This is a genomic window from Rhodococcus sp. 05-2254-5, assembly GCF_002258575.1.
Classification (GTDB): domain Bacteria; phylum Actinomycetota; class Actinomycetes; order Mycobacteriales; family Mycobacteriaceae; genus Rhodococcoides; species Rhodococcoides fascians.
Map to the genome: position 1 here is coordinate 435,868 of NZ_NOZG01000002.1, position 19,654 is coordinate 455,521.

At 66.0% G+C, this 19,654-nt stretch carries 16 protein-coding genes; all 16 read left to right on the top strand.

Features of this window, described 5'->3' with window-relative positions; genetic code table 11:
• The first annotated feature begins 131 nt into the window (after window positions 1–131).
• The 16 genes from CH278_RS03160 to ileS all read left to right on the top strand — a co-directional run bounded on the left by CH278_RS03160 (window position 132) and on the right by ileS (window position 19,653).
• Complete coding sequence (locus tag CH278_RS03160) at window positions 132–1,733, top strand: UDP-N-acetylmuramoyl-L-alanyl-D-glutamate--2,6-diaminopimelate ligase (RefSeq protein ID WP_027497348.1); 1,602 nt, start codon at window positions 132–134, stop codon at window positions 1,731–1,733.
• Window positions 1,730–3,253: a UDP-N-acetylmuramoyl-tripeptide--D-alanyl-D-alanine ligase gene (locus CH278_RS03165; RefSeq protein ID WP_094621153.1), complete on the top strand. Its 1,524-nt coding sequence runs from the start codon at window positions 1,730–1,732 to the stop codon at window positions 3,251–3,253. Before CH278_RS03160 ends, CH278_RS03165 begins: the two co-directional genes overlap by 4 nt.
• Entirely contained in the window at window positions 3,250–4,335 is a 1,086-nt protein-coding gene (gene mraY / locus CH278_RS03170) for a phospho-N-acetylmuramoyl-pentapeptide-transferase (RefSeq protein WP_032374350.1), read from the top strand. Before CH278_RS03165 ends, mraY begins: the two co-directional genes overlap by 4 nt.
• 3 nt (window positions 4,336–4,338) lie before the next feature.
• Window positions 4,339–5,799 carry a UDP-N-acetylmuramoyl-L-alanine--D-glutamate ligase gene (gene murD / locus CH278_RS03175; protein ID WP_094621154.1) on the top strand — a complete coding sequence of 487 codons (1,461 nt, stop codon included), beginning with the start codon at window positions 4,339–4,341 and terminating at the stop codon, window positions 5,797–5,799.
• A complete protein-coding gene (gene ftsW, locus CH278_RS03180) occupies window positions 5,796–7,376 on the top strand; it encodes a putative lipid II flippase FtsW (protein ID WP_027497345.1) in 1,581 nt (526 codons plus the stop codon). Before murD ends, ftsW begins: the two co-directional genes overlap by 4 nt.
• The gene (gene murG / locus CH278_RS03185; protein WP_027497344.1) at window positions 7,373–8,515 is read left to right on the top strand and encodes an undecaprenyldiphospho-muramoylpentapeptide beta-N-acetylglucosaminyltransferase; all 1,143 of its coding nucleotides are present in this window, start codon (window positions 7,373–7,375) and stop codon (window positions 8,513–8,515) included. The genes ftsW and murG overlap by 4 nt, the downstream gene beginning before the upstream one ends.
• A gap of 65 nt (window positions 8,516–8,580) precedes the next feature.
• Complete coding sequence (gene murC, locus CH278_RS03190) at window positions 8,581–10,086, top strand: UDP-N-acetylmuramate--L-alanine ligase (RefSeq protein ID WP_094621155.1); 1,506 nt, start codon at window positions 8,581–8,583, stop codon at window positions 10,084–10,086.
• A 122-nt stretch (window positions 10,087–10,208) separates the two neighbouring features.
• Entirely contained in the window at window positions 10,209–10,877 is a 669-nt protein-coding gene (locus tag CH278_RS03195) for a cell division protein FtsQ/DivIB (protein WP_256991806.1), read from the top strand.
• Between the two features lie 175 nt (window positions 10,878–11,052).
• A complete protein-coding gene (gene ftsZ / locus CH278_RS03200; protein WP_027497341.1) occupies window positions 11,053–12,327 on the top strand; it encodes a cell division protein FtsZ in 1,275 nt (424 codons plus the stop codon).
• Entirely contained in the window at window positions 12,324–13,085 is a 762-nt protein-coding gene (gene pgeF / locus CH278_RS03205; RefSeq protein WP_048318677.1) for a peptidoglycan editing factor PgeF, read from the top strand. The genes ftsZ and pgeF overlap by 4 nt, the downstream gene beginning before the upstream one ends.
• Window positions 13,082–13,819, top strand: coding sequence for a YggS family pyridoxal phosphate-dependent enzyme (locus CH278_RS03210; RefSeq protein ID WP_094621157.1), 738 nt, complete (start codon window positions 13,082–13,084; stop codon window positions 13,817–13,819). Before pgeF ends, CH278_RS03210 begins: the two co-directional genes overlap by 4 nt.
• 81 nt (window positions 13,820–13,900) lie before the next feature.
• Window positions 13,901–14,551 carry a cell division protein SepF gene (locus tag CH278_RS03215; RefSeq protein ID WP_027497339.1) on the top strand — a complete coding sequence of 217 codons (651 nt, stop codon included), beginning with the start codon at window positions 13,901–13,903 and terminating at the stop codon, window positions 14,549–14,551.
• An 82-nt stretch (window positions 14,552–14,633) separates the two neighbouring features.
• Window positions 14,634–14,921, top strand: coding sequence for a YggT family protein (locus tag CH278_RS03220; protein WP_027497338.1), 288 nt, complete (start codon window positions 14,634–14,636; stop codon window positions 14,919–14,921).
• Between the two features lie 160 nt (window positions 14,922–15,081).
• On the top strand, window positions 15,082–15,936 hold the full coding sequence (gene wag31 / locus CH278_RS03225) for a DivIVA-like cell division protein Wag31 (RefSeq protein ID WP_027497337.1): 855 nt from the start codon (window positions 15,082–15,084) through the stop codon (window positions 15,934–15,936).
• Window positions 15,937–16,013: 77 nt separating this feature from the next.
• Window positions 16,014–16,190 (top strand): hypothetical protein, encoded by a 177-nt coding sequence (locus CH278_RS27340; protein ID WP_027497336.1) that lies wholly within the window; start codon window positions 16,014–16,016, stop codon window positions 16,188–16,190.
• A 325-nt stretch (window positions 16,191–16,515) separates the two neighbouring features.
• The gene (gene ileS, locus CH278_RS03230) at window positions 16,516–19,653 is read left to right on the top strand and encodes an isoleucine--tRNA ligase (RefSeq protein WP_094621220.1); all 3,138 of its coding nucleotides are present in this window, start codon (window positions 16,516–16,518) and stop codon (window positions 19,651–19,653) included.
• Window position 19,654 lies beyond the last annotated feature (1 nt).

Here is a 19,654-nt window from a genome sequence, read left to right on the forward strand (position 1 = left end):
GGGGCGGCAGCATGCCGATCACGGTCGCCGGTAATCTGACACATCGGCTCGAGGCGTGTTCGTCGATCAGCCACCGCAGCGTGTTCGAGCTGACGCAGTGTGCGGTGGCAGTACAGAGGAAGGGAGCAGGAGTGACTGTGTCATCGGATTCACAACCCGCTCCGGGGTCTCGGCCGGCGAATCCGCCGCACACCGACGTATCCGACGTGGCGTCCGCTGTCGGTGCAACGATCGAGTGGGGACACCTCGACGGAGTGCAGGTCACCGGAATCGATCTGCGAGCGCAGTCCGTTCGTCCCGGCGATCTCTTCGCCGCGCTACCCGGATCCGCTCGGCACGGAGCCGAGTTCACCGCCGACGCGATCGAGCGGGGTGCAGCGGCGGTCTTCACCGACCCATCCGGTGCCGACATCGTCCGCCGCGTGCTCGCCACCGCCGATCGCCAGGTTCCTGTCCTCGTGCACGACCGACCACGCCAGGTGCTCGGAACCGTGTCCGCCCTCGTCTACGGCAATCCGTCGTCGAAGATGACGGTCGTCGGAATCACCGGCACGTCGGGCAAGACGACGACCGCGTACCTCGTGGAGGCCGGCCTGACAACCGCCGGCCGCCGTTGCGGACTGATCGGCACGATCGAGACCCGCGTAGTGGGCCGGCACGTACCGAGCGCTCTCACCACCCCCGAGGCTCCGCAGTTGCATGCGCTCTTCGCCGTCATGGTCGAGGCCGGAGTCGACACCGTGGTGATGGAAGTGTCCTCCCATGCGTTGTCCCTCGGCCGAGTCGACGGCACCGACTTCGCGGTCGGCGCGTTCACCAACCTGTCCCAGGATCATCTCGACTTCCACGACTCGCTCGAGGACTACTTTCTGGCCAAGAGCCGGCTGTTCGGGGTCGATTCGCCGGTACGGGCAGACACAGCGGTCGTGTGCGTCGACGATGCCTGGGGAGTGCGGATGGCCGATATCGCCCGGTCGGCAGGATCCACGGTCGTCACGGTGTCCACCGGTGCCGACTCGCAGTGGACCGTCTCCGAGTGGGCCAAGCACGACGACGGAACGCAGTCGTTCACCGTTGCCGATCCGAACGGAACGTCGTTGCCGGTGTCGGTACGTCTGCCGGGTCGCTACAACGTCGCCAACGCCGTGCTCGCGCTCGCGACCTGCGAAGCGGCAGGCGTGGATGCCGCGACGGCGGCGCCCGGAATCGCGACCGTCGACGTGCCCGGTCGAGTGCAACGAATCGATCGTGGCCAGGACTTCCTCGCGGTGGTCGACTACGCCCACAAGCCCGCTGCGGTCGAAGCGGTGCTGGCGACTCTGCGAGAGTCGTCCCGTGGACGTATCGCCGTCGTGTTGGGTGCCGGCGGGGATCGAGACACCGCCAAGCGCCCTCTGATGGGTGCGGCCGGAGCGCGCGGTGCCGATCTGCTCGTGGTGACCGACGACAATCCGCGCAGTGAGGATCCGGCAGCCATACGGCATGCCGTCGAAGACGGTGCACTGTCGGTGCCCGACGACGCTCGTGGCGAAGTACGAAATGTCGAAGGCCGCGCAGCGGCGATAGAACAAGCCGTGGCGTGGGCACGTGAGGGGGACGTTGTGTTGATCGCAGGTAAAGGACACGAGACGGGCCAGGAGGTGGCGGGGGTGAAGTATCCGTTCGACGACCGAGTGGTACTCGCATCGGCCATCGACGCACGACTGGTCACCACGAGCGCAGGCGCACGGTGATACCGCTCTCGATCGCTCGCATCGCCGAGATCGTCGGCGGCGAACTGCACGACGTAGCGGACCCGACGGTGCTGGTCGCCGGGCCGGTGGAGTTCGACTCACGCAAGGTCACACCCGGCAGTGTCTTTCTCGCCCTGCCCGGTGCCAAGGTGGACGGCCACGAGCACGCGGCCGACGCCGTGGCCGCCGGCGCTGCTGTCGTTCTCGCGGCGCGTCCGGTGGGCGTCCCGGCTGTCGTCGTTCGGCCGGCGCCGCACTCGAGCCGTGCGATGGCACTCGAACACGATCCGGAGGGGGCCGGCGCTGCGGTGCTGACCGCGCTCGGTGCGTTGGCCCGGGAATCGGTGCTCGAACTGACCGCGCGCCACGACCTGACCGTGGTGGGCGTGACGGGGTCGTCGGGCAAGACGTCGACGAAGGATCTCATCTCGGCGGTGCTGCGTCCGCTCGGATCCGTGGTGGCCCCACCCGGATCGTTCAACAACGAACTCGGGCATCCATGGACTGCTCTGCGGGCCGACGCCGATACCGACTTCCTCGCTCTCGAGCTGTCCGCCCGGGGAATCGGCCACATCGCCGAACTCGCCAGGCTTGCGCCGCCGCGGATCGGGGTGGTCCTCAACGTCGGAACCGCGCACCTGGGCGAGTTCGGTTCACGTGCCGCGATTGCGCTGGCCAAGGGTGAACTGGTCGAGGCACTGCCCGCTGCTGCGGACGGCGGCGTGGCGATCCTCAACATCGACGATCGTCTGGTCGCCGAGATGGCGACACGCACGAAGGCGGCCGTCGTCACCGTCGGACTCAACGCGGACGCCGACGTCCGGGCCGTCGACGTCGTGGTCGACACCGATGCGCGAGCGTCGTTCACCCTCGTGTGTGCGGCAGGCACAGCGCACATCACCCTGGCGGTGCACGGTGAACATCAGGTGGGCAACGCCCTGGCTGCCGCGGCCGTCGCGCTCGAGTGCGGGGCCGGCGTGGCCCAGGTTGCCGAAGCGCTCTCGACCGCGGTACCCACCTCGATCCGCCGGATGGATGTACGCACCCGCGCGGACGGCGTCACCGTCATCAACGACTCGTACAACGCGAATCCCGATTCGATGCGGGCCGCCCTCAAGGCGCTGGTGTCGATGTCGCGGCGAGACGACGGGCCGAAGCGGCGCAGTTGGGCGGTGCTGGGGGAGATGGGCGAGCTCGGCGGCGAATCGGTGGTGGAGCACGATGCGATCGGTCGGCTCGCCGTCCGCCTGGACGTCGATCGGTTGATCATCGTCGATTCGGGTCGGCCCACGCGTGCGCTGCATCAGGGCGCCGTCATGGAAGGGTCCTGGGGCGAGGAATCGATGCTCGTACCCGACCGCGAGACCGCCATCGCCGTGCTCGAGGACGAGGTTAGCGCCGGCGACATCGTTCTGGTCAAGGCCTCGCAGTCGGGCGCGATGTGGACCGTTGCCGAGGCCTTGTTGGCCGAACCGTCGGCCGACGCCCTGTTGGCCGAACCGTCGGAGGGCGAGCAGTGAGACAGATCCTGTTCGCCGGAGGGATCGCACTTGCAGTCGCAATTCTGCTGACTCCCGTGCTCATCAAGACCTTCTCGAAACAGGGCTTCGGCCAGGAGATCCGGGTCGAGGGCCCGGCGAGCCATCAGTCCAAGCGCGGTACTCCCACCATGGGCGGCGTGGCGATCCTGGTCGGGATCTGGGCCGGCTACTGGGGCTCGCACCTGATCGGCATCGGATACGACGCCGAGGGGCCGTCGGCCTCGGCTCTACTCGTACTCGGCCTGACCACCGTGCTCGGCCTCGTCGGCTTTCTCGACGACTTCATCAAGATTCGTAAGCAGCGGAACCTCGGTCTGAACGCCACCGGCAAGTACGTCGGCCAGATCACCGCGGCGGTGCTGTTCGCCATCCTGGTCCTGCAATTTCGCAGCGACGACGGATTGACTCCGGGCAGCACTCAACTGTCGTATGTGCGCGACATCGCAACGTGGTCGATGTCGGCTGCTGTCTTCGTGTTTTTTGTCTGTCTGCTGGTGATCGCGTGGTCCAACTCGGTCAATCTCACCGACGGCCTCGACGGGCTGGCGGCCGGGTCCATGACATTGGTCCTCGGGGCGTACACCGTCATCACCTTCTGGCAGTACCGGCAGGCGTGTGCAGGACCGGCCGGTCCTGCGCCGGGTTGCTACGACGTACGCGACCCTCTCGACCTGGCCCTGGTGTGCGCATCGGCGGCCGGTGCCTGCATCGGTTTCCTGTGGTGGAACGCCGCGCCCGCCAAGATCTTCATGGGCGATACCGGATCCCTCGCTCTGGGCGGCCTGATCGCAGGACTGTCCGTGGTCACCAAGACCGAACTGATCATGGTGGTCATCGGCGCGTTGTTCGTCGCCGAAGCAGCGTCGGTCGTCATCCAGGTCGCAGTGTTCCGGTCGAGTCGGCGACGCGTGTTCCGAATGGCCCCGTTCCATCACCACTTCGAGTTGGCCGGTTGGGCCGAGACCACGGTCATCATCAGGTTCTGGTTGCTCGCCGCGATCGCCTCGGCCGTCGGCTTGGCACTGTTCTACAGCGAATACCTCGCGGCTGTGGGCGGCTAGGCGATGACCGACGCCTCAACCGATCTGTCCTGGTTGCGCGGTAGTTCGGTGCTGGTCACCGGTGCGCGCATCTCCGGGCTGGCCGTCGTACGCCCACTGCTGGACCTCGGCGCACTCGTGACCGTCACCGACTCGAACCGAGCTGCGCTCGACGAGGCGTCGGCGCTCGGTGCTGCCATGGTGGTTCAGGACGATCTGCTCGCCGATCCGGACGCGATCGCGGCCTTTGCGCTCGTCGTCACCAGCCCCGGATTCCGGCCGGACTCCCCGGTGCTGGCTGCGGCCGCCGACCACGACGTCCCGGTGTGGGGCGACGTGGAGTTCTCCTGGCATCTCGACCGCGCCGAGGTGTACGGCCCGCGCGCTCGTTGGCTGGTGGTCACCGGTACGAACGGTAAGACGACCACCACCTCGATGCTCGCGTCGATCCTCGACACTGCCGGAATCGACTCCGTCGCCTGCGGAAACATCGGCCTCCCCATCGCCGACGCATTGCGCGGTACCCCACATCCCCGCGTGCTCGCGGTCGAGCTGTCGTCCTTCCAGCTGTTCTGGGCGCCGTCGGTTCGTCCCGCGGCGGGGGTGGTGCTCAACATCGCCGAGGATCACCTGGACTGGCACGGGGGCATGGACGGGTACGTCCAGGCCAAGGCGCGCGCGTTGAGCGGGGACGTCGCTGTCGTGGGACTCGACGACGCGGTGGCGGCCGGTCTGCGGGCGGGGGCACCTGCTGAGACGGTCGTCGGTTTCCGCCTGGACGAACCCGCCGCGGGCGAGTTGGGAGTGCGGGCGGGAATGCTCGTCGATCGTGCGTTCGGGGACGACGTCGAGTTGCTCCGGGCCGACGAGGTGGAACCGAGTGGCCCGTCCGGTGTGCTCGACGCGTTGGCCGCGGCTGCGTTGGCGCGATCGATCGGTGTCGACGCCGAGGCCGTCCGAAACGGATTGCGGACGTACCGGGTGGGACCGCATCGGGCCGCAGTGGTGCGTGAACTCGGTGGGGTGACGTTCGTCGACGATTCCAAGGCGACGAATCCGCATGCCGCGCGCTCGTCGATCCTCGCGCACGATCGGGTCGTGTGGATCGCGGGCGGGTTGTTGAAGGGTGCGGTGATCGACGATCTGGTCGTCGAGATCGCCGATCGGCTCGTGGCTGCGGTGGTGTTGGGCCGCGATGGGATGCAGATCGCAGAGGCTTTGGCGCGACACGCCCCCGATGTTCCGGTCGTCAGGCTCCCTTCGGGAGACGATGCTGGTGTGACTCATGAGGCTGAAGATGCAGATGCGGTGATGCGAGCGGCCGTCGACCACGCTGCGGGGTTTGCCGCCTCCGGCGATACCGTCCTGCTGGCCCCCGCGGCTGCGTCGTTGGACATGTTCGTCGATTACGGTCACCGCGGCCGAAGCTTCGCCGAGTCCGTCGAGCGCCTCGACATCGCCGCCCTCGGATCGCCGCGATCGTGACCACCGCAGCTCGACCGGCGCGTCCACCTCGTCGCACCACCACGCCGCGCACCCGAATCGGACTGTGGTTCGGTCGGCCGCTGGCGTCGTTCCACCTCATCGTCACGATCGCGGTGCTGCTCACCGTGCTCGGACTGGTGATGGTGCTGTCCGCGTCGTCGGCCGAATCGTTCGCAGCCGACGAGTCCGGCTACGCGCTGTTCACGCAACAGCTGATCGGTGTCGCACTGGGTGTGGTCGCGTTCTATGCGGCGCTTCGACTGCCGGTGCGATACCTGCGCAAATTGTCGTTCCCGCTCTTCCTGGTCTCGATCACGATGTTGATGCTGGTGTTGATCCCCGGTATCGGTGCCGAGCGTCAGGGCGCACGGCGTTGGTTCGACTTCGGTGTCGTCTCGTTCCAGCCGTCCGAGCTGGCGAAGGTCGCGTTGGTTCTGTGGGGAGCGCACCTGCTGGCCTCCCGTCGCAGCGAGCACGGCAACATCAAGTCGCTGCTGGTGCCGTTGCTGCCTGCGGGCCTGCTCATGTGTCTGCTCGTCGTGCTCCAGCCCAACCTCAGTACCGCGATCGCCCTGGGCATCATTCTCGTCGCACTGCTGTGGTTCGCCGGCCTCAACGCCCGGCTGTTCGGAGCAGTCCTGGTGACCGGTTTGGCTCTGGCGACCGTGCTCGCGTTCACCGCCGGCTACCGCTCGAACCGCGTCAAGGCTTGGCTCAACCCGGGGGAGGACACCCAGGGTCTGTCGTATCAGTCCACCCAGGCCAAGTACTCCTTGGCCGACGGCGGACTCTTCGGTCGCGGATTGGGACAGAGTCGCGCGAAATGGAGCTACCTCCCCAACGCGCACAACGACTTCATCTTCGCGATCATCGGCGAGGAGCTCGGCATGATCGGCTGCCTTGCCGTCATCGGATTGTTCGGTCTCTTCGTCTACACCGGCCTACGCATCGCGATGCGGTCGGTCGATCCGTTCCTGCGTCTGTTGACTGCAGGCGCAACGTGCTGGGTGTTCGGTCAGGCCATGATCAACATCGGTTATGTGGTCGGGCTGCTGCCGGTGACCGGTCTGCAGCTGCCGCTGGTGTCCTACGGCGGTACGTCCACGGCCATCACGCTGTTGATGTTCGGGATCATCGCCAGTGCGGCCCGACACGAACCGGAAGCCATCGCCGCGCTGCACGCCGGGCAAGAGGGTCGTATCGCCCGAGCTCTGAGATTGCCGCTGCCTGCTGTCTTCTCACCGAAGCGGGCCGCGATGGCACGCTCCAAATCCACCCGTCCCACGTTGGCGGCGCAGGATCGCACACGTCTCGAGTCCCGCAAGAACAAGGACGGCCGCGGGGCACGGTCACCCGAGCCCGGACGTACCCGGGTGTCGAGTTCACGGGTGGACACTGCCGGCCCCAACGGGTCGGCCAGGAACGCACCCCGTGGCCACGCCCGCCGTGCCGAGCCCCAACGCCGAGACACCGGCAGCGGGTACGCCGCCGGACCACGGTCGCCGTATCGGCCGCGTCCGGAACCGCAACCCGGTCGTCCGCCGGTCCGCTCGGGTGAGCGAGGATATCGACGGTGAAGCAGACATCGAGGCCGATATCCGTGGTGGTGGCCGGAGGCGGAACCGCCGGACACATCGAGCCCGCGCTCGCCGTGGCCGACGCCCTGCGCGAGCTCGACCCCACCGTCACCGTCACCGCCCTCGGCAGCAGCCGGGGGCTCGAAACGACACTGGTACCCGCCCGCGGCTACGCGCTGGAACTGATACCGCCCGTGCCGCTGCCTCGCAAGCCCACTCTCGACCTGGTGAAGTTACCGGTTCGGGTCGCACGGTCGGTGCGTCGAACCCGGGAGATCTTCGCTGCGGTCGAGGCCGATGTACTGGTCGGCTTCGGCGGTTACGTCGCGCTTCCTGCGTATCTCGCTGCCCGCGGTCGACTTCTCGGTCGCGGCGGCCGTATTCCGGTGATCATTCACGAGGCCAATGCCCGCGCCGGCATCGCGAACAAGGTCGGTGCACGCAGCGCCGAACGAGTCCTTGCCGCCGTCGCCGGATCTGGTATCTCTGCACCGGGGTCCGAGGATGCAGAAGTGATCGGAATTCCGGTGCGGCCCACCATCACCGGTCTCGATCGCGCAGCGATGCGGTCGCAGGCTCGCGCTCATTTCGGTCTGCCCGAACACGGGCCGGTGCTGCTGGTGTTCGGCGGTTCACAGGGCGCGCGTTCACTCAACGACGCAGTGTCCGGTGCCTCGGCCGCCCTTGCCGCCGCCGGCATCTCGGTTCTGCACGCACACGGTCCCAAGAACACACTGGACGTGGAGCAGAGCAATCCGGATGCTCCGTACGTCGCAGTGCCCTACATCGACCGGATGGACCTGGCCTACGCGGCGGCCGATCTCGCGATCTGCCGGTCCGGTGCCATGACGGTCGCCGAAGTCTCCGCGACCGGGCTTCCTGCCGTGTACGTGCCTCTACCGCACGGCAACGGTGAGCAGGAGCTCAATGCCCGTCCCGTCGTCGACGCCGGAGGTGGCATCCTGGTAGCCGACGCGACGCTGAGCGCGCAGTACGTGACCGACACGGTCGTCGCTTTGGTGGCCGACACCGAGCGCATCGCCGCGATGTCCCGTGCTGCGGCAGGAGCCGGTCACAAGGGTGCTGCGGCTGCCGTTGCGCAGATCGTGCTCGATACCGCGCACGCGGCGCGGCGCTGAACCGGGCGGCGGCGAGAATGCCACAGAACGAGGGAGACGTCCGCGTGACAACTGAGGGTGCGGCGATGTCGGAGTTGCCGGCAGAGCTCGAACGGGTGCACATGGTGGGAATCGGCGGTGCCGGGATGTCCGGGATCGCACGCATTCTGCTGGCGCGCGGTGGTCAGGTGTCCGGATCGGATGCCAAGGAATCGCGCGGGGTGTTGGCGCTGCGAGCCCGCGGTGCGCTGGTGCGAATCGGGCACGATGCAAGCGCGCTGGACATGATCGACGGCGGCCCCACCGTGGTCGTGACGACCCACGCGGCCATACCCAAGACCAACCCCGAACTCGTCGAGGCTCGCGATCGCGGGATTCCGGTGGTGTTGCGGCCCGCCGTCCTCGCGTCGTTGATGGAGGGGTACCGCACCCTGCTGGTGTCGGGCACGCACGGGAAGACGTCGACCACATCGATGTTGGTCGTCGCGCTGCAGCACTGTGGGTTCGACCCGTCGTTCGCGGTCGGCGGTGAGCTCAACGAGGCCGGCACCAACGCGCATCACGGCAGTGGCGGCGTCTTCGTCGCCGAGGCGGACGAGAGTGACGGTTCGCTGTTGCAGTACTCGGCGAACGTGATCATCGTGACGAACATCGAGGCCGATCATCTCGATTTCTTCGGTACGACCGAGGCCTACGTGAAGGTGTTCGACGATTTCGCCGCGCTGCTTCACCCGGGCGGTGTGCTGGTGGCATGCATGGACGATCCGGGTTCGGCAGCTCTGGCCCGCCGCGTGGTCGAGAAGAATCTCCCCGGAGTGACGGTGCTCGGCTACGGGTCGTCCGACGTCGACGCCGGACCGGTGGAGATGGCCGTTCGTCTGTTGGCCTGGGAGCCCGAGGACATCGGCGGCGTCGCGCAGTTGCAGATCGCCGGTGAGGACTCTGCCCGCACGGTTCGGCTGGGAGTACCGGGACGACATACCGCCCTCAACGCCCTGGCGGCGTTCGTGGCTGCCCGCCAGGTGGGTGCGGGGGTCGACGAGTTGCTGGCCGGGCTGACCGGATTCGGGGGAGTGCACCGGCGGTTCCAGTTCACCGGACGTGAGCACGGAGTCCGAGTGTTCGACGACTACGCCCATCACCCCACCGAGGTGCGGGCCGTGCTGACCGCTGCGCAGGCGTTGGTCGCGGGTCAAGCACTCGAGGGTGGCGAGCGGGGGCGGGTCGTGGTGGTGTTCCAACCGCATCTGTACTCGCGCACTGCGACGTTCGCCGAGGAGTTCGGTACCGCACTGTCGTTGGCCGACGAGATCGTGGTGCTCGACGTCTACGGCGCTCGCGAGGAACCCCTGCCCGGTGTGACCGGGGCCTTGGTCGCAGCGTCGGTGACCAAACCGGTGAACTACCAACCGGATCTGTCGTTGGTCGCCAAGCAGGTGGCCAATCTCAGCCGTCCCGGCGACGTGGTGATCACGATGGGTGCGGGCGACGTGACCATGCTCGGCGGGCCCATTCTCGACGCCCTACGTTCCAAAACCGATTTCGGTGCCACGACCGGCCGCGCGGTACCGAAGGATCGGCCGTCGACGTGACTCGTCGGTCCGATCGAGACCGCGCTTCCAGATCGGAACCCGTTGCCGGGCAGGGTGATTCGACGTCGTCGGTCACAGACAGGCAAGCTCGCGCGCAGGCCAGGGAAGAAGAGCGCGCTCGCGTGAAACGGTCACGCCGTCGCGCAGTCCTTGCCGTAGTGGCGGTTGTCGCAGTGATCGTCGGATCGGCAGTACTGGTCTACTTCACGCCGCTGCTGTCGGTTCGGACGATTTCGGTCGTGGGAGCCTCGTCGGTGTCCGAACAGGAGATCCTCGACCGACTCGAGGTGCCGACCGGCCTGCCGCTGGTGCGGGTCGACGCCGCGGCCGCGGCCCAGCGTGTTGCATCGATACCGGAGCTGGCATCGGTTCGGGTGCAACGGAAATACCCGTCCACCGTGCAGGTGACCGTCGAAGAACGTGTCCCGGTGGCGTTCGTCGATTCCCCCGACGGCGCTCACTTGCTCGATGCAACCGGCGTGGACTTCGCCGTCGCACCGCCTCCGCCCGGGGTGGTCCGACTGGTGACCGACAATCCTGTCTTCGGCGATCCGGTGACGAAAGATGCACTGGCTGTGCTCGATTCGCTGCCGCCGCTGATTCGAGGTCAGGTCGGCGAAGTGCGCGCGAGCACGTTGTCCGACATCTCGATCCTGCTGTTGGACGGGCGTACCGTCGTGTGGGGGAACAAGGACAACTCCGAGCGCAAGGGGGCGGTGGCGATCGCGCTGCTGTCGCAACCGGGTCAGATTTTCGACGTGTCCAGTCCCGATCTTCCGACCACGAAGTAGCGACGGGCCCTAAAGGCTCATATTTTCGGCGCGGCATCGGCGCGCCTAATGGCGATCGTGGCCGTCGGTGAATAGCGTTCCGAACAGTCGAGTACTTGACATAACTCTAAGCCTGTGGTTTAGGTTGAGGGTTTTCCACATTTTTCGAGCAACAATCCACGGAAGGCGAGAGCCCATGACGCCCCCGCACAACTACCTCGCCGTAATCAAGGTCGTCGGCATCGGCGGCGGCGGCGTGAACGCGGTCAACCGGATGATCGAACAGGGACTCAAGGGAGTCGAGTTCATCGCCGTCAACACCGACGCTCAGGCCTTGCTGATGAGTGACGCCGACGTCAAGCTCGACGTCGGCCGTGAGCTGACTCGCGGACTCGGTGCCGGTGCCGACCCCGAGGTGGGTCGCCGCGCAGCGGACGACCACAAGGACGAGATCGAAGAGGTCCTCAAGGGTGCCGACATGGTCTTCGTCACCGCAGGTGAGGGCGGCGGAACCGGTACCGGTGGCGCTCCCGTCGTCGCCAACATCGCGCGCAAGCTCGGCGCGCTGACCGTCGGCGTCGTGACGCGCCCGTTCTCTTTCGAGGGCAAGCGCCGTGGTGGCCAGGCCGACACCGGTATCCAGCAGCTGCGTGAATCCTGCGACACGCTCATCGTCATCCCCAACGACCGTCTGCTTCAGCTCGGCGACGCGGCCGTCAGCCTCATGGATGCGTTCCGCAGTGCCGACGAGGTCCTGCTCAACGGCGTTCAGGGCATCACCGATCTGATCACCACCCCCGGGCTGATCAACGTCGACTTCGCCGACGTCAAGGGCGTCATGTCCGGCGCAGGCAGTGCGCTGATGGGCATCGGTTCCTCCCGCGGTGAAGGCCGCGCGATCAAGGCCGCGGAATCCGCGATCAACTCGCCGCTGCTGGAAGCGTCCATGGAAGGTGCCCGCGGAGTGCTGCTCTCCATCGCGGGTGGCTCGGATCTCGGCCTGTTCGAGATCAACGAGGCCGCCTCGCTGGTCCAGGAAGCTGCGCACATCGACGCCAACATCATCTTCGGAACCGTCATCGACGACTCTCTCGGTGACGAGGTTCGTGTCACCGTCATCGCCGCCGGGTTCGACGGAGGAACGCCCACGCGTCGTCCGGTCGAGGCAGCGGCATCCACCCGTGGCCCGATCGGATCGGCGCGCTCGGGGGAGGTCTCCTCACGCTCCAACGACAGCTCCGAAGGCGCTGTGTTCCGCGACCCGGTCGGCGCACCCAGCGGATCGAGCCTGCCCCCGCTGAACTCGTCCAGCTCGTCGAACCGCGAATCGTCCAGTCGCGAGTCCGCAGCCGGTCACGGCCGGGATTCCGGTGGTCAGGGCCGCGAGTCGGTCGGATCCGGACGCCGCGTTCCCGTCGCCGAGGACGACGGCGAAGACGAGGTCGACGTACCGTCCTTCATGCGGCGGTGAGTGACTCCTTTCGGGTCAGGCGGGTGTCGACGACGCGAGCAGGCGGCGTGTCGGCCCCGCCGTTCGACACCTTCAATCTCGGTGACCACGTAGGCGACGACCCGGCTGCTGTCGAGGCCAACCGTCGGCGCCTCGGTGACCGGTTGGGTATGGGCATCGAACGCATGGTGTTCATGGAACAGGTCCACGGCCGCACCGTCACGGTGGTGGACGGGCCGGTGTCCGAGCCCGTTCCCATGACCGATGCGTTGGTAACGACGCAGCGCGATCTCGCGCTCGTGGTGTTGACGGCCGACTGTGTTCCGGTGTTGCTGTCCGACGAAGAGGCGGGCGTGATCGCCGCGGTACACGCCGGCCGCGTCGGTGCCCGCATCGGCATCATTCCTCGGGTACTTGCGTCGATGGTCGAGCTGGGCGCGGTCCCGGAGAGGATCGGGGCCTTCCTCGGCCCGGCGGCCAGTGGGCGTCAGTACGAGGTACCCGCACACATGCGTGCCGACGTCGACAAGCATCTTCCCGGGAGCGCGACGACGACGGTTCGGAAGACTCCCGGTCTCGATATCCCGGCAGGTGTGCGCGCGCAGCTGATTGCCGCAGGACTGCACGGAGTGGCTCAGGATCCCCGGTGCACCATCGAGGATCGCACCCTGTTCAGCCATCGCCGGGAAGGTTCGACCGGCCGTATCGCGAGCGTCGTGTGGATGGATTCCGCATCCGCAGACGAGGTTCCCGACTCCGGCCAGGAGAGGATGTCGTGAGCGAGCCCACCGACCGAGCTGCCGAGATCGCCGCCGCGTTGGCGTCGGTACGCGAACGACTGGCGCGAGCATGTGCGGACGCAGGTCGAGAAGACTCGACCGTGACTCTGCTGCCGGTGACGAAGTTCTTCCCCGCGTCCGACGTTCGGATCCTGTACGAGCTGGGCTGCCGTGAGTTCGGCGAGTCCAGAGAGCAGGATGCGTCGCCCAAGGTGGCCGAGACCGCCGAGGACTTCCGCGGTGATCCGCCGCGATGGCACATGATCGGGCATCTCCAGCGAAACAAGGCGAAGTCCATCGCTGCGTGGGCCCACTCCATTCACTCGGTGGACAGCGCTCGATTGGTCATCGCGCTGTCCAAGGCCACCGAGACAGCACTCGACGACGGCGCTCGGACGACGCCGCTCGACGTCCTCGTTCAGGTCAGTCTCGACGGCGATGTCCACCGCGGCGGCGTCGAACGCGGGGACCTGTACGAGTTGGCCGACGCGGTGTCGACCGCACCCGGCTTGCGTCTGGCGGGACTGATGGCCGTACCTCCGTTGGACGCCGACGCGGACGCTGCGTTCGGTGATCTCCAGGTGCTGCATCAGCGACTTCTGCGTGATCATCCCGATGCCCGCGAGTTGTCGGCCGGCATGACGGGGGACCTGGAAGCTGCTGTGCGACACGGATCGACGTGCGTGCGTGTCGGTACCGCAATACTCGGTGCGCGGCCGATAGCCTCCCAATAACAGTCCACGGATCACATCAGTCACAACAGACACTTGCGAACCTGGAGATGGACAGTAGACACGGCCACGGAAGGCAGAACGATGAGCACCCTGCACAAGTTCAAGGCGTACTTCGGCATGGTTCCGCTCGCGGACTACGAGGACGACTACCTCGACGATCCGGACACCCGCCGCAGTCCCCGTGGTGGCCGTGACGGTTACGACGACATCGACGATCGTGACTTCGTCAAGCCGTCGTTCGGTGGCTCGCGGCACGCGCAGGCCGACGACGACTACGACGATTACGAGGCCCCTCGCCCCGCTGCGACGCTCGCTCCGATCGGTGGACGCGCACGCGGCACAGCAGGACCGTCGACCCGAGGCGCTGCCACTCGTGGCGCGCTGGCGATGGACACCCGCATGGACGTGCGGGCCGAGACGCGACGCAGCCCGATCGTCGACGACGGCGGCCCACTCTCGAAGATCACCACCCTGCGCCCGAGGGACTACAGCGAGGCGCGCACCATCGGTGAGCGTTTCCGTGACGGCACTCCGGTCATCATGGATCTCGTCGAAATGAGCAACGCCGACGCCAAGCGACTCGTCGACTTCGCTGCCGGATTGGCCTTCGCGCTCCGTGGATCTTTCGACAAGGTGGCCACGAAGGTGTTCCTGCTTTCGCCGGCCGATGTCGATGTATCCCCGCAGGAGCGCAGGCGAATTGCGGAAACCGGCTTCTACAGCCAGCAGTGATCGTTTCTCCCCTTGGGGCGGCAAGTCGGAGCTGTGACCAGCGCACTTTGCTCAGCCCGGCGAAGTCAGGCAGAGTATAGCCGTGATCGTGTTCACGGTGATCAACATCGTATTGTTTCTTTTTTGGCTCCTTCTCATCGGTCGAATCATCGTCGAGTTCATCAGGACTTTCGCGAGAGATTGGCAACCGACCGGGCTGGTCGTCATCCTTCTGGAGGCGATCTTCACGGTCACCGACCCGCCCGTGAAGTTCCTGCGCAGGATAATTCCGCCGCTCAACCTCGGTGGTGTGCGACTGGACCTGTCGATCATGGTCTTGCTGTTCGTCGTGTTCATTCTGTGGAATGTGACCAGCAGCCTCGCGGCCTGAGGCCGAAGATGGAATGTTAGAACTCGGGACCCAGCGCAAGCTGCGTGTCCCGTGTGACAGAATGGACGCCAGTTACAGTTTGATTGTTCTGCACTCGCGCGGAATGGCATATAACTGAATGCTTGCTCTACCGCCCCAAGACGCGTGAAGGGATCCTTCCATGCCGCTGACTCCAGCTGATGTGCACAACGTTGCGTTCAGCAAGCCGCCCATCGGTAAGCGCGGTTACAACGAAGACGAGGTCGACGCATTTCTCGACCTCGTCGAGCAAGAGTTGTCCCGACTGATCGAAGAGAACGCCGACCTGCGCCAGCGCGTCGGTGAGCTCGACCAGGAGCTTGCGGACGCCAAGAACTCTGCGCGCCAGAGCCCACAGTCGGCTCCGGTCGCCGCACCGAAAGCCGAGCCGCAGCGGCCGGTCGATCCCCCCAAGCCGCCACCAGTGGTTCAGCAGCCCGCGCCGGTCGCTCCCGTGGCCGCAGCACCGCAGCAGAGTGGCGACTCCAACATGCAGGCCGCGAAGATTCTCGGTCTCGCGCAGGAGATGGCGGATCGCCTCACCGGCGATGCGAAGACCGAGTCCGAGCAGCTGCTCGGCAATGCGCGCACCAACGCCGAACGGCTGGTGTCGGATGCCCGCGCTCGCTCGGAGTCGATGATGTCCGAAGCGCGGCAGAAGTCCGAATCGCTGCTCACCGATGCACAGACTCGCTCCGAAACCCAGCTTCGCCAGGCCAAGGAGAAGGCCGACGCATTGCAGGCCGACGCCGAGCGCAAGCACACCGAGATCATGGCGACGATCAACCAGCAGCGGTCGGTGCTGGAAGGTCGCATCGAGCAGCTCAAGACGTTCGAGCGCGAATACCGGGTGCGCCTCAAGTCGTACCTCGAATCGCAGCTCGAAGAGCTCGAGAACCGTTCCTCGGCGCTGCCGGTGGACAACGGCCAGGACAACTTCAACCAGGACAATCAGACGTCCGGCTACAGCCAGTCGTACGCCAAGGGCAACAACTGACGCGATCGTTTTCCGACGCTGCCTCTCGGGGCAGCGTCGGGCTCGGTTGTAGCGTCGAGTGGTGAGCGAGGAATCCTGTGCTGATTCTGACTCTCGGCGCGGCGGCTGTCGGGTTCGGGTTCCTGGTGTTGGCCCTGATGACCGGATCGGTCGTCTGGGCCTGGGCCTGCATCGTGATCTGCATAGTCGGGGCGGTGCTGCTCCTGGTCGGGGCCCTGCTCGGGCGACGGCCACCGCCCGAGATCGACAGGTAGCATCTACGCGGTAGTACATCATGCGGTAGTGCATCAGTTCGACGGTTGTCAGACGAGAGAACAATCAGGCGTCGATCCGGCCATCACCGGGGAGCCTTCGGAAGAACGACAGTGACGATTCGGTCTGCAACGACCGAAATGGGCTGTTCAGTAGAACCGAACGGGTGAGCCCGTTACAGCTCGTGTGGAGAGGCTCGGTCCGACGGGTTCCATCGGTCCGAGCAAGCGGGGTGGTACCGCGGTACTCGGCGTCCCCATCGCCGAATGTCGTCCCCGTGCCAATCGATGTCGCGTCCTGTACGCGTCCGGCACGGAGGAGACAGATATGACAGATTCGAGCGCACGCCCCGAGAACGCGTCGTACCCGCTGGTGGATCTGGCCGAAGGTCGATCGGGAAGCGTTCCGTTTCCCGATCTCGAGCGCATCGTGCTGCACGAATGGGCCGAGGACGGCACGTTCCGCGCCAGCATCGACAACCGCGCCGATGCCGAGGAATTCGTTTTCTACGACGGACCTCCGTTCGCCAACGGCTTGCCGCACTACGGCCATCTGCTCACCGGGTACGTCAAGGATCTCGTGCCCCGGTTCCAGACCATGCGCGGCAAGAAGGTCGAGCGTCGTTTCGGGTGGGACTGCCACGGCCTTCCCGCCGAATTGGAAGCGGAGAAGCAACTCGGCATCAAGGACAAGTCCGAGATCGACGAGATGGGCTTGGCGAAGTTCAACGCCTACTGCAAGCAATCGGTGTTGCAGTACACCGACGAGTGGCGGGATTACGTCACTCGGCAGGCGCGGTGGGTCGACTTCGACAACGACTACAAGACCCTCGACGTCGACTTCATGGAGTCCGTCATGTGGGCGTTCAAGACGCTCCACGACAAGGGCCTGATCTACCAGGGCTACCGAGTGCTGCCGTACAGCTGGTACGAGCAGACGCCGCTGTCCAACCAGGAGACCCGGCTCGACGACGCCTACAAGATGCGTCAGGATCCCGCGGTCACCGTCACCATGCCCCTGACGGCACCGGGCACACCCCTGGACGGCGCGAACGCACTGATCTGGACCACCACTCCGTGGACTCTGCCGTCGAACCTCGCGATCGCGGTGCATCCGGAGGTGCACTACGTTCAGGTCCGCGGTGCCGACGGTGAGCGTTACGTGCTCGCCTCTGCCCGACTCGCGCACTATGCGAAGGAACTGGGGGAGGAGCCGGAGGTGCTCTCGGAGCACACCGGCGCGGAGTTGGTCGGCCTCGCCTACGCACCGCCCTACGACTTCTTCCTAGGCCACGAGAATGCGCATCGCGTTCTGGAGGCCGATTACGTCACCACCGACTCCGGCACCGGAATCGTCCATCTCGCACCGGCATTCGGTGAGGAGGACATGGACGTCGCCACCGCGAACGGTATCGAGGTCGTGCAACCGCTCGATGCGGGCGGCAAATTCACGTCGTTGGTGCCGCCCTACGAGGGCCTGATGGTGTTCGACGCCAATCCGGTGATCATCAAGGATCTCAAGGCCTCGGGCCGCTTGCTGCGGCACGAGACCATCGAGCACTCGTACCCGCACAGTTGGCGTAGTGGTCAGCCGTTGATCTACATGGCGGTTCCGTCGTGGTTCGTCGCGGTCACCAAGTTCCGTGATCGGATGGTCGAGCTCAACCAGGAGATCACCTGGGTGCCCGAGCACATCAAGGACGGTCAGTTCGGCAAGTGGCTCGAAGGTGCCCGCGACTGGAACATCAGCCGAAACCGATACTGGGGCAGCCCGATCCCGGCGTGGACGTCCGACGACCCCGCCTACCCTCGTCTCGACGTGTACGGCAGCCTGGACGAACTCGAGCGTGACTTCGGTGTGCGTCCCACCGATCTGCATCGGCCGTACATCGACGACTTGACGCGTCCCAACCCGGACGACCCGACCGGTAAGTCCACGATGCGTCGCGTTCCCGAGGTGCTGGACTGCTGGTTCGAGTCCGGCTCGATGCCGTATGCGCAGGTGCACTTCCCGTTCGAGAACGAGGAATGGTTCCAGACGCACAACCCGGGCGATTTCATCGTCGAATACAACGGTCAGACGCGCGGCTGGTTCTACACCCTGCACGTGCTCGCGACTGCACTGTTCGACCGGCCAGCCTTCAAAACCGTTGCTGCCCATGGCATCGTGCTCGGTGACGACGGTCTGAAGATGAGTAAGTCGAAAGGGAACTACCCGGACGTCAAGGAGGTCTTCGACCGCGACGGCTCGGATGCCATGCGGTGGTTCCTGATGTCGTCGCCGATCCTGCGCGGTGGCAACCTGATCGTCACCGAGCAGGGCATCCGCGAGGGGGTACGGCAGGCGCTGTTGCCGATCTGGAACGCGTGGAGCTTTTTGCAGCTCTACGCGTCGACGCCGGGGCAGTGGCGGACCGATTCTCCGCATGTGCTCGATCGATACGTGCTGGCCAAACTGTCCGCCACGCGGGATGCGATCACCGACGCGCTCGAAGGGAACGACATCGCCGGGGCGTGCGACGAACTGCGTACGTTCTGTGACGCACTGACCAATTGGTATGTGCGACGGTCGCGTTCACGCTTCTGGGGCGAGGACGCCGACGCGATCGACACCCTGCACACGGTGCTCGAAGTGCTCACCCGCATCGCCGCTCCGTTGTTGCCGTTGATCAGTGAGGTGGTCTGGCGCGGGTTGACCGGTGGCCGATCGGTGCACCTGACGGATTGGCCGACCGCCGACGAGTTGCCGTCCGACCCGGAGCTGGTCGACAGCATGGACGAGGTTCGTACCGTGTGCTCCACGGTGCTCGGTCTGCGTAAGGCACAGAATCTGCGCGTGCGGCTGCCGCTGCCCGAGGTGACCGTCGCGGCCGCCGACGCCGAGCGGCTGCGTCCGTTCCTCGACATCATCGCCGACGAGGTCAACGTCAAGAAGGTGGATCTGACCGAAGACGTCGCCGTGCACGGCAAATTCGAGCTCGTCGTGAACGCACGCGCTGCCGGGCCGCGAATCGGCAAGGATGTCCAGAAGGTCATCAAGGCAGTCAAGGCCGGTGACTGGTCGGAGGATGCCGACGGTGTCGTGAGCGCCGCAGGCATCGCGTTGCTGCCCGAGGAGTACACCCGCAGACTCGTTGCCGCGGAGCCGGAATCGACGGCACCGCTGCCCGGGAACGCGGGACTCGTGGTGCTCGATTCGGCGGTCACCGAAGAGCTGGAGGCCGAGGGTTGGGCCAAGGACCGCATTCGTGAGTTGCAGGATGCGCGTCGTAGCCACGGACTCGATGTGTCCGACCGTATCGACATCGTCATCGAGGTACCCGAACATCGACGGGCGTGGCTGGACGCTCATCGGGATCTGATCGCGCGCGAGGTACTCGCGTTGTCGCTGGTCGACGGCTCGGTCGGCGACGACGGCAGCGATCTCGGTGAGGGAGTTCGGGCAGCGATCACGAAGTCGTCGTGAC

What these genes read in the sequence shown, in the direction of transcription:
- murD (WP_094621154.1), top strand. Translation starts at nt 4,339, where the DNA reads ATGACCGACGCCTCAACCGATCTGTCCTGGTTGCGCGGTAGTTCGGTG.
- murC (WP_094621155.1), top strand. Translation starts at nt 8,581, where the DNA reads ATGTCGGAGTTGCCGGCAGAGCTCGAACGGGTGCACATGGTGGGAATC.
- ftsZ (WP_027497341.1), top strand. Translation starts at nt 11,053, where the DNA reads ATGACGCCCCCGCACAACTACCTCGCCGTAATCAAGGTCGTCGGCATC.
- CH278_RS03215 (WP_027497339.1), top strand. Translation starts at nt 13,901, where the DNA reads ATGAGCACCCTGCACAAGTTCAAGGCGTACTTCGGCATGGTTCCGCTC.
- wag31 (WP_027497337.1), top strand. Translation starts at nt 15,082, where the DNA reads ATGCCGCTGACTCCAGCTGATGTGCACAACGTTGCGTTCAGCAAGCCG.
- ileS (WP_094621220.1), top strand. Translation starts at nt 16,516, where the DNA reads ATGACAGATTCGAGCGCACGCCCCGAGAACGCGTCGTACCCGCTGGTG.